The organism is Streptomyces carminius (assembly GCF_002794255.1).
In the GTDB taxonomy this organism is placed as follows: Bacteria; Actinomycetota; Actinomycetes; order Streptomycetales; family Streptomycetaceae; genus Streptomyces; species Streptomyces carminius.
Genome location: NZ_PGGW01000062.1, coordinates 5407 through 15223, shown reverse-complemented (window position 1 = coordinate 15223; position 9817 = coordinate 5407). Strand labels below are relative to the sequence as shown.

The window sequence follows — 9817 nt, the reverse complement described above, 5'->3', positions numbered from 1 at the left end:
GAGATCGAGTCCCACCAGGTCGCGCCGGTGCCAGCGGATCTCCGGCGCCCGGCGCCGGGCGGTGGCGAGCATCGACTCGTCGACATCCACGCCCACCACGGTGATTCCGTGGCGGGCCAGTTCGGCGGCCACCCGTCCGGTGCCGCAGCCCGCGTCGAGGACCGTGGCCGGCGCGAAGGAACGGACCAGCGCGGCCTCACCGTGGACATCCTTCCCCTGGGCGGCGATGCGGTCGAACCGAGCCTGGTACTCCTCACCGTTCCACGTCATGCGAGCACCATGACACACCCGCCACGCCGGTCCTGCCGAAGACCGTTTCCCGGTGCCTCCGTCAGCCACTGCGCTGAGTCCTTGTCGTTCTTGGCACGGTTGGTCGCCGCGGTGACCGCGGCCGGGGCGTTGGGACTGTAAAATGTTCGGCTCTGTCTCACATTCGGTTGTGACGGACAGTAATGGCGGTGAAGGATAAGTCATCGATCACGAAGATCACGAACACGCAGGTCCGCGCACCACAGCAGTCGCCGTCCAAGGGGCGATCGATCGGTTCGGTGTCTGTCCGTGAGAGCGTGGCGCTACAGACTCGGCGACTCCGATGCGCCGCCATCAGCCTCGAAGCATCGAGGTCAGAGCACCGGCCGCACCCTCTGCAAGGCAGAGGTGCCCCATGCTCACAATCTGTCACCACCGAATGTGAGACAGAGCCAAACGTTCGGTGTAACTCCTGATCAAGGAAGATGCACCGATGACCAGTGAGAACGTGACCGAGGCCGAGGCCGAGGCCGTCGAGTCGGGTGAGTCGCCGGCCAAGGCCGTGGACGACCGGCTGATCGACGAGCTGGTGGGGCAGGCCCAGGCCGAGGGCCTGCAGCTGACCGGTGAGGGCGGGCTGTTGCAGCAGTTGACCAAGCGGCTGCTGGAGTCCGCCCTGGAGGGTGAGATCACCGACCACCTCGGCTACGACAAGCACGAGGCGGCCGGGAAGAACGGCGGCAACAGCCGCAACGGCAAACGCTCCAAGACCGTGCTGACCGATGTCGGCCCGGTGGAGATAGCCGTGCCCCGCGACCGGGAGGGCTCCTTCGAGCCGAAGATCGTCAAGAAGCGGCAGAAGCGCCTGACCGGCGTGGTGGGGGTACCTCCCGCTTGCGGGGGAGAGATGGTGATCTCCCTGTCCGTCAAGGCGGCTGACCACCGGCGAGGTCCAGGCTCACCTGGCCGAGGTCTACGGGGCGGAGGTCTCCCGCCAGACGATCTCCACGATCACCGACAAGGTCCTGGACGGCATGGCCGAATGGCAGAACCGGCCGCTCGATGCTGTCTATCCGGTGGTCTTCATCGACGCCATCCACGTCAAGATCCGTGACGGCGCGGTGGCCAACCGGCCCGTCTACGTGGCCTTGGCGGTTACCGTCGAGGGTCGGCGGGAGATCCTGGGGCTGTGGGCCGGCGACGGTGGCGATGGTGCCAAGCACTGGCTGCACATCCTCACCGAGCTCAAGAACCGCAGCGTGAACGATGTGCTGATGCTGGTCTGCGACGGCCTGCGGGGCCTGCCCGACGCGGTCGAGACCGTCTGGCCTCGCACGGTGGTGCAGACCTGCGTGGTCCACCTGCTGCGCAACAGTTTCCGCTATGCCGCCCGCCAGGACTGGGACAAGATCGCCAAGGTGTTGAAGCCGGTCTACACGGCGCCGACCGAGGAGGCCGCCCTGGAGTGGTTCGCCGAGATGTGGGGCCGGAAGTATCCGGCGATCGTGCGGCTGTGGGAGAACGCCTGGGAAGAGTTCACCCCGTTCCTGCGGCTCGATGCCGAGATTCGCCGCATCGTCTGCACCACGAACGCGATCGAGTCGGTGAACGCGCGGATCCGGCGGGCGGTCAAGGCCCGTGGACACTTTCCCAACGAGACCGCCGCACTCAAGTGCGTCTACATGGCGATCACGTCCCTCGACCCCACCGGCCGGGGGCAGGCCCGCTGGACCAGCCGTTGGAAGACCGCGCTGAACGCCTTCGACATCACCTTCGACGGCCGCCTGTCGGCGGTCCGCCAGTAACCTCAACCACCCTGGTTACACCGAACGTTTGGCTTTGTCTCTACCGGACACACCCGCTCACCATCGTTTGCCGACAGGCAGCGGGCGTAGCTTGATCCGCGTGTCCGCGTCCACCCGGGTTGATGGCGGGTTGTCCCGGCCGGGTGGCGGTGAGAGACGCGCGTGACGGCCGTGAAGCGGCTGACCAAGGCCGGGGCCCGCAAGCTGGTTACCGTCCTGGTCGGCCACACTTGGGAGGCGTTTGACCCGCTTCTCGACTCGTTCTGCGTACTTTTAGGAGCGCCGGAGGAAGTCCGCGCTACGTGAGGCCGCTTCGAAGGCGCGCAGTTCTGCCGCCATGTCTGTCAGTTGCTCCTGGACGGCCGCGTAGCCGTCGGCGCCCAGGACGATACGGCGGGGCGGGGTGACGCTGTTCATGGCGTCCACGACGGCGCGCACTCCACGGTGGGGGTCGCCGGGTTGATGGCCGTTCTGTTTGATCATGGAGGAGCGGACGGATTCAATCAAGGGAAGGTAGGCGTCGACCGTCTCGCTCACGGCTTCGTCGGCGAATGACGCGTAGGCGTGTGTCCGAAAGGCGCCTGGCTCCACGGCCATGACCTTGATGCCGAACGGGGCGACTTCGTGGCGCAGCGCGTCGGTGAGCCCTTCGATGGCGTATTTGGCGGCGCTGTAGTAGCCGAAGCCCGGCACGCTGCGCAGTCCGGCGACGGAGGACATGTTGATGATCCATCCGCTACCGCGCTCTCGCATGCCCGGCAGGACGGCGCGGAGCATCTGCGTGACGGAGAAGAAGTTCAGCTCGAAGGAGTTCCTGACGTCGCTGTCGGGCGTGCCCTCGACGGAGCCGTACCATCCCCGGCCGGCGTTGTTGACCAGGACGTCGATACGGCCGAAACGCTTTTCGGCGGCTCGGACGGCCTCGTGGATCTGCCGTGCGTCGGTGACGTCCAGGGGGTAGGCCAGGACCCGGTCGCCGTGGCGGGCGGCCCAGTCGTCGAGCAGGTGGGGGCGGCGGGCGGTGAGGACGACGTTGTCGCCCAGGTCCAGGGCGGCGTCGGCGTAGGCCATGCCGAATCCGCCGGGGGTGCCACCGGTGATGAACCAGGTCCTCATGCTGTTCGTGCTCCTGTCGGGAATCGGGTGTGCGAGGGGTGGAGGCGGCCAGTCAGGGGGCGATGCGGAGTTCGCTGATCAGTCCGCGGGTCAGGACGAAGCGGCAGTGCAGGTCGACCATTCCGCCGGGGAAGTTCCCTTCGAGGTGCTGGTGGACTGTGTACCGGTCGGGTGCGTCGCGTTCGGCGCCGGTGAGCGTGGTGGTGTAGCTGTACTCGGTGTCGGTCTGCCCGAGCCATCGGGTGATGGCCTCGGCCCCCTCGTAGGTGTGTCCGTCGTCCGTAACAGTGGCGTGCGGTGCGAAGGCCGATGCCGCAGCGGAGACGTTCTTGTCGGCGCGGCCCGTCAGGTAGCGGGTGATCGCTTCGGGCAGGTCGGCGGGGTCGGTCGACGTCGGGTTCTGAGTCATGGGTTCTTCCTCTGCGCCAGGGCAAGCAGTCACGGGATGCGGCTCTTGCACGCCGGGCGGCGACATGCCCGGCGTGCGCACATCACCGCAGAACCCCGCCGACTGCTAAAATAGAAGGTACTGACTTCTATATTAGCAGTAACTTTGGGAGGGTGGCATGCCGAGTCGCATACGGCTGGAGGACCGGGAGTGCCCGCTATCCACGACGGTGCAGCACGTCGGCGAGTGGTGGACTCTGCTGATCTTGCACGACGCCTTCGACGGCTATACACGCTTCGACCAGTTCCAGCGGAATCTGGACATCTCCACCAGCATGCTCACCGCACGGCTGAAGACGCTGGTCGCGGATGACCTGCTGGAACGGCGGCTCTACCAGGACAAGCCACCCCGTTACGAGTACGTGCTCACCGAGCGGGGCCGATCCCTTCGGCCCGTGATCGTGGCCCTGGCCGCCTGGGGGAACCGGCACCTGACGCCGCAGGAGCGATCCATGATCTTGGTGGACGCCGCCAGCGGCGAGGAGGTCGAACCGGTCCTGGTCGACGCCCGTACAGGAAGGAACCTCGACGACAGTGAGGCCTTCGTCTTCGCTGCCGGTCCGGCCGCGAGCACCGCAATGCGCTCGCGGTACACGGAACTGCAGAGCCAGCGGCCGGACAGGGCCGGTGGGCAGTAGGCGTACCCGGCTTTCGCCGCCATTTCACGTGCAGCGAACCGGCGCCTCACCACCCCGAAGATCATTTCGCTAGGAGTTCCTGGCCAGGCCGGCCAGCCGCCGCGCTTCAGGCGATGGCGTGACCCGGAAAGCCCACATCCGTAACGGATCACCGGTCATGATGGCCGTGCCCGGGGCGTCCGCGAGCAGCCGCGCCGCCCCTGTCCAGGGCCATGCGGCCGCAGTCCCCCGGATCCAGGGAGCCATGCCGCCGCCCGGCGTCCAGCAGCGGCGGCCGCCGGCAGGACAGCGCCGCCGTGCGGCGGGTGGTCAGCATGTGCGGTCTCGCTCGATCGTGTACCTGTGCTCTTCTCTTCCAGTCGCCGGACCGGGAGCGCTGCACGGTCGATGCCACATGACGGCGAGGCCCGGGCTCTTGAGCTCTCGGACCTCTCGCTCTCCTCGTACCGGCTGGAGTCGGCGCAGTCCGTGCTCGTCTCCCGCAGCCGGGCGTTCGGCAGATGGGTACTGGCGATCTCGTCCCCGAGAGATCTCGGACTGGTCAGCCCGTATGGAACCGTCGTGGCACCCAGGGCGGGAAAGCCCTGGCGGGAAAGGCCGAATGCTGCCGGTGAACGGCGTCGGTGAGCCATGTGCGGGAGAACCGCATGCACGGTTCGAAGCGGCGGGGGCTGGAAACGGAGCGGACGTACTCCGCCACCGCGCCAGCCCTCGGCCCTACAACTTGGCGGTTGAGCACGCCAGTCGGGCTGACAGACAGGCGAAGCCTCTGGTGGATGGGTTTTCGACCAAGAAATCCGTCTCCACCAGAGGCTTCGTGTGCTTGTCTACCCGTCGGGTGTCGACGTGTCCAGCTCTGCCCTGTGCTTCCTGTCCGCCAAGCTCCGCCGGCACCGCCGGGAGCTCGGCACCCGGTGGCGGCGCCTGAGTCCTGGTCGGCAGGCTCTGCTCACCCTTGCCCATCTCCGCAACGACCACCCGTACGCTCAGCTCGCGGCCGGGTTCGGCATCGGGACCACGACCGTCTACCGGTACATCACCGAGGCCGTCGATCTCCTGACCGCGCTCGCCCCGACTCTTGCGGAGGTGGCCCGGACGGCATCGACGAAGGCGTTCGTGCTGCTGGACGGCACCCTGTTGCCCATCGATCGCATCGCCGCGGACCGGCCGTTCTACTCCGGTGAGCACAAGAAGCACGGGATGAACGTGCAGATCCTGGCCGATCCGTCCGGCCGGCTGCTGTGGGCCTCGCCGACCCTGCCCGGCGCCGTCCACGATGTCCGCGCGGCCCGCGAACACGGCATCATCGACGCCCTTACCGAGGCTGGCATCACATGCTGGGCCGACAAAGGCTACCGGGGTGTCGGCGGCACGGTCCGCAGCCCGTGCCGGGGACGCTGGGAGCCCCTGCCCACCGGTCAGCAGGCGGCGAACCGGTCCCACGCGAAGATCCGCGCCCTCATCGAGCAGGCCGTCGCTACCCTCAAGTCCTGGCGACTCCTCCGCAAACTGCAGTGCTCGACCAACCGCACCACCGGCCTCGTCCAGGCCGTCCTCGCTCTACAACTGGCCAGCTCAGCTTGAGAATGGAAAAGGCTCCCTGTCTGCTTTCAGGCACGCGCACGTCCATCGTGCTGACACCCGTCTGCAAGGCACGGGCCCAACAGGGGCAGGACACGTGCCCGATCCTCACGCGATAACGTGAGAGGGGAGAAGAATGCTAAAACGACCAGGGGCTCCGGGCCGCCATCCCCGACCGACGACCCAACTCCACAGGAAGAAGAGAAAAGTATCGCTCAGTCAGCGGCGTCGTTGGACGTCACACGACTCTTCGGCGTCTCGTCGTCGGAAGGAAGACCTTCCAGAAGATCCAGGAGAGTGCGCCAGTTGGTGCGGGTGGCAAGTACTGCTCCTTCGACGTCCCCCGCCTCGCACAGCTCGATGATTCGGTCATGCTGCGCAACTGAATTCCGACCGGAGAGGGAAGAGAACCGAAGACGTTCCACACGGCGCAGCACGGGCGTGTACTGCTCGAGAACGTTTTGAATGGCATCATTGGCGCTGGCAAACACGGGAACACTGTGGAAGTCGGCGTCAGCAGTCAATGCCGCGTCCACGTCATCGCGGGTCATGGCGTTTGCGAACCGTGCGTTGGCTTCGCGCATGGCAGCCAGTTCCATTGTGGAAAGGTGGGGCAAGGCCTCGCGAACGGCTAGTTCATGCATGGCTGACGTCACCGACTGTGCGGCACGAGCCGCCCGGATGTCCAAAGGGCTGACTCTGGTGAATCGTCCCGGCTTGGTCTGAACCAGGCCTACCTGCTCCAGGCGCGCCAGTGCTTCCCTGACTGGCGTGCGACTCACACCGAGCCAAGTGACCAAGTCGCTGTCTGTCAAGCGCTCACCTGGCGCCAGTGTGCCATCTACGATGGCATCTCGAATGGCGCGGTAGGCGTCCTCCCTCAGGAGTGATCGTGAAACGAGCCCTCGACCCTGTGGCACTGGCATGCGATATATTGCACACTAACGGATGACCTTTGTCAAGTGCGATCGCATATGGGGATAAATCGCACCCCTCGTAGTGGGTGAGAGCGTGCGATCGGGGCGCCAGAAGATTCCGCCGTTCGATGTCCGATGCTCAGCGTTCTGAGCTGGCCAGGTGCAGGCAGAGGGCGGCTTGGACGAGGCTCGTGATGCGGATGGTCGAGCGCCGCAGTTTGCGGAGCCGCCAGAAATTGAGGGTGGCGACAGGCGACGAGTGCTCGGACCCTGGCGTAGGGACCGGACCGTGTCCCCGGCGCCTCGGCAGCCCTTTTCGGTCCAGCACTTGATGTCGGTTTCCGTAAGCGTGCGGATGATGCCGTGCTCGCGGGCGGCCCGGATGTCGTGGACGGCTCCGGGCAGGGCCGGTGAGGCCCACAGCAGCCGGCCGGACGGATCGGCCAGGAAACTCGCGGCGCATCCCGGCATCGTGTTGGATCGGCAGACGCTGCTACGCAATGTGTGGGACTACGGCTGGGACGGTGACAGCCGGGTGGTCGATCTCTGCGTACAGCGGCTACGCAAGAAAGTCGGAGCCGAGCGGATCAAGACCGTCCGTGGTTTCGACCACAAGTTGTGCCCCTGACATGGACATCGTGCGGGATCTCCTCAACTCGCTCCCCGCGTTGAAAGACGGGAGTGTTCAATGAGCTTCTTCGAGGTGGCCACCGATCAGGTGACGGTCCTCAAGCCGCAACGAGCGAGGCCCCGGGGCTGTTGATCGGGATATCTGACGTCTCAACCACGCTGCTCGGGGGCCTCGTTGGCCATCTATCCTGCCGCGCTCGACCTGCCCCACGCGCTCGTGGAGTGGGTCACCCTGCTCGTCGTCACCCGTGAGGGCGACCGGCGCTGCACGCTCCGCCCGTCCCAGCGCGCGATGGTGGCACTGGTGTACCTGCGCGAGCACACCACCCTGGCGAAGGTCGCTGCCGGGTTCGGGATCAGCTATTCCACCGCCCGCGCCTACACCAGCGCGGTCATCCACCTGCTCGCCCAGCGCACGCCGGGCCTGCTGAAAGTCCTACGCGAGGCCGGCCGGCCGGCCCCGACTTCGTCCTGCTGGACGGCACCCTCGCCGAGTGCGACCGGGTCGGCGACTCACGTGCGGACTACTCCCACAAGCATCGCCGGCACGGGGTGAACGTGCAGGTGGTCACCGATCCGGACGGCCGGCTGCCGTGGCTCTCACCCGCGCTGCCGGGCCGGGCCCACGACCTGACCTCCCCCAGCCTCCGGCCGGGCGGCGCCCCCAGCCCGTACCCACCGCATCATCCGCATCTGCGAGCGCCAGGGCGTCCCCATCCTGGCCGATCTTGCCTACCAGGGCGGCGGCTCCTGGCTGACCACGGGCATCAAACGCAAGCCCCTGCGGGAACTCACCCCCACCGAGAAGACCGTCAACCGGGCCCTGACCGCGACACGGGCACCGGTCGAACGCGGCGTCGCCCGCCCGAAGTCCTGGCGGATCTTCCGCAGATCCCGATGCAGTCCCAACCGCATGACGTCAATCGCCAAAGCCATCCTCACCCTGGAGCGGCAATGCTGAAGAAGCTCAATGACCGGCGGATCCGATGATCAAGGAGACGCCAGATGAGCGACACCACCATCGAGCAGATACCGGGTAGTGAGCCGGCGGCGGCCGTGCCGGCGAGTGGTGAGCAGTTGGTCGCGATGCTCGTGGACCGGGCCCGCAGTGAGGGTCTGCAGTTGACCGGGGAGGGCGGGCTGCTCCAGCAGCTGACCAAGCGAGTCCTGGAGTCCGCCCCGGGGGCGAGATCACCGATCACCTCGGATACGAGAAGCACGACGCCGGGGGCCGGGGCAGCGGCAACTCCCGCAACGGGACGCGGGCGAAGACGGTGCTGACCGATGTCGGCCCGGTCGAGGTCATGGTTCCCCGGGATGTGGCGGGCACGTTCGAGCCGGCCATCGTCAAGAAGCGGCAGCGGCGCCTGACCGGTGTGGTGGGGGTACCTCCCGCTTGCGGGGGAGAGATGGTGCTGCCGCTGTCGGCGAAGGGGCTCACCCACGGCGAGATCTCCGCCCACCTGGCCGAGGTCTATGGCGCGAGCGTGTCCAAGGCCACGATCTCCACGATCACGGGCAAGGTGATGGACGGGATGGCGGAGTGGTCCGACCGCCGTTGGACCGCGTCTATCCGGTGCTGTTTGTTGACGCCGTCAACGTCAAGATCAGGGACGGGCAGGTGGCGAACCGTCCGGTCTGCCTCGTCATGGCCGTCACCGTCGAGGGCCACCGCGACATCCTGGGGATCTGGGCCGGCGACGGCGGCGAGGGCGTGAAGTACTGGCTGAGCGTGTTCACGGATCTGAAGAACAGGGGCGTCGACGATGTCCTGATGCTGGTCTGCGACGAGCTGAAGGGCCTGCCCGAGGCGGTGGAGACCGTCTGGCCTCGAACCATTGTCCAGACCTGCGTGGTCCACCTGCTGCGCAACAGCTTCCGGCACGCGGCCCGCCAGGACTGGGACAAGATCGCCAAGGCGCTCAAGCCTGTCTACACGGCCCCGAACGAGGCCGCCGCGACCGAGCGGTTCGGCGAGTTCCAGGAAGCCTGGGGCAGGAAGTACCCGGCGGTCATCCGGCTCTGGGGGAACGCCTGGGCCGAGTTCGTGCCCTTCCTCTCCTTCGACGTGGAGATCCGCAAGGTGATCTGCTCGACGAACGCGATCGAGTCCGTCGACGCCCGCATCCGCAAGGCCGTCCGCGCCCGCGGGCACTTCCCCAACGAGGCCGCGGCCCACAAGTGCGTCTACATGGCGCTGATGAGCCTGGACCCGACCGGCAAGGGCCGCAAGCGGTGGACCACACGCTGGAAGGCACCGTGGAACGCCTTCCAGATCGCCTTCGAAGGCCGGCTCACCCCGGCCGCCAACTGACCCCTACAAAAACCGGATCAGCCGTCTACTGGGCTCTGTCTCACATTCGGTGGTGACGGAGCGCGAGAACTGGTCGCCTCGGCCTCACAGAGAGTGCGAACGATGCTCTGGCCTCGGTGC

7 protein-coding genes and 5 pseudogenes are annotated in these 9817 nt (G+C 66.8%); 6 read left to right on the top strand and 6 right to left on the bottom strand.

What is annotated here, in order from left to right; genetic code table 11:
- Positions 1 to 270, bottom strand: a 270-nt coding sequence (locus CUT44_RS21765; protein ID WP_146252212.1) for a class I SAM-dependent methyltransferase, incomplete at its 3' end; no start/stop codon positions are given.
- Positions 271 to 742: 472 nt separating this feature from the next.
- Between CUT44_RS21765 and CUT44_RS21760 the strand changes: the two are divergent.
- Positions 743 to 2054, top strand: a pseudogene (locus CUT44_RS21760) (IS256 family transposase).
- Positions 2055 to 2327: 273 nt separating this feature from the next.
- Here CUT44_RS21760 and CUT44_RS21755 read toward each other — a convergent pair.
- Both CUT44_RS21755 and CUT44_RS21750 read right to left on the bottom strand, forming a co-directional pair.
- Positions 2328 to 3170 (bottom strand): oxidoreductase, encoded by an 843-nt coding sequence (locus CUT44_RS21755; RefSeq protein ID WP_100203617.1) that lies wholly within the window; start codon positions 3168 to 3170, stop codon positions 2328 to 2330.
- Positions 3171 to 3222: 52 nt separating this feature from the next.
- Positions 3223 to 3579, bottom strand: a complete 357-nt coding sequence (locus CUT44_RS21750) for an RING finger protein (RefSeq protein WP_100203616.1) — start codon at positions 3577 to 3579, stop codon at positions 3223 to 3225.
- A 157-nt stretch (positions 3580 to 3736) separates the two neighbouring features.
- Between CUT44_RS21750 and CUT44_RS21745 the strand changes: the two genes are divergently transcribed.
- On the top strand, positions 3737 to 4255 hold the full coding sequence (locus CUT44_RS21745) for a winged helix-turn-helix transcriptional regulator (RefSeq protein WP_100203615.1): 519 nt from the start codon (positions 3737 to 3739) through the stop codon (positions 4253 to 4255).
- A 148-nt stretch (positions 4256 to 4403) separates the two neighbouring features.
- On the opposite strand, the gene CUT44_RS33195 is transcribed toward CUT44_RS21745, so the two are convergent.
- Complete coding sequence (locus tag CUT44_RS33195; RefSeq protein ID WP_158239646.1) at positions 4404 to 4571, bottom strand: hypothetical protein; 168 nt, start codon at positions 4569 to 4571, stop codon at positions 4404 to 4406.
- A gap of 503 nt (positions 4572 to 5074) precedes the next feature.
- Here CUT44_RS33195 and CUT44_RS21735 point away from each other — a divergent pair.
- Entirely contained in the window at positions 5075 to 5839 is a 765-nt protein-coding gene (locus tag CUT44_RS21735) for an IS5 family transposase (protein WP_100203614.1), read from the top strand.
- A 212-nt stretch (positions 5840 to 6051) separates the two neighbouring features.
- On the opposite strand, the gene CUT44_RS21730 is transcribed toward CUT44_RS21735, so the two are convergent.
- Entirely contained in the window at positions 6052 to 6762 is a 711-nt protein-coding gene (locus tag CUT44_RS21730; RefSeq protein ID WP_100203613.1) for a GntR family transcriptional regulator, read from the bottom strand.
- A 130-nt stretch (positions 6763 to 6892) separates the two neighbouring features.
- A pseudogene (locus CUT44_RS21725) lies at positions 6893 to 7218 on the bottom strand (IS5/IS1182 family transposase); the annotation flags it as partial.
- Here CUT44_RS21725 and CUT44_RS21720 point away from each other — a divergent pair.
- The 3 pseudogenes from CUT44_RS21720 to CUT44_RS21705 form a co-directional block, all read left to right on the top strand.
- Positions 7202 to 7381, top strand: a pseudogene (locus tag CUT44_RS21720) (winged helix-turn-helix domain-containing protein); the annotation flags it as partial. The pseudogenes CUT44_RS21725 and CUT44_RS21720 sit on opposite strands and share 17 nt — an antisense overlap.
- Positions 7382 to 7558: 177 nt before the next feature.
- Positions 7559 to 8344: pseudogene (locus CUT44_RS21710) on the top strand (transposase family protein).
- 44 nt (positions 8345 to 8388) lie between these two features.
- Positions 8389 to 9697, top strand: a pseudogene (locus tag CUT44_RS21705) (IS256 family transposase).
- Positions 9698 to 9817 lie beyond the last annotated feature (120 nt).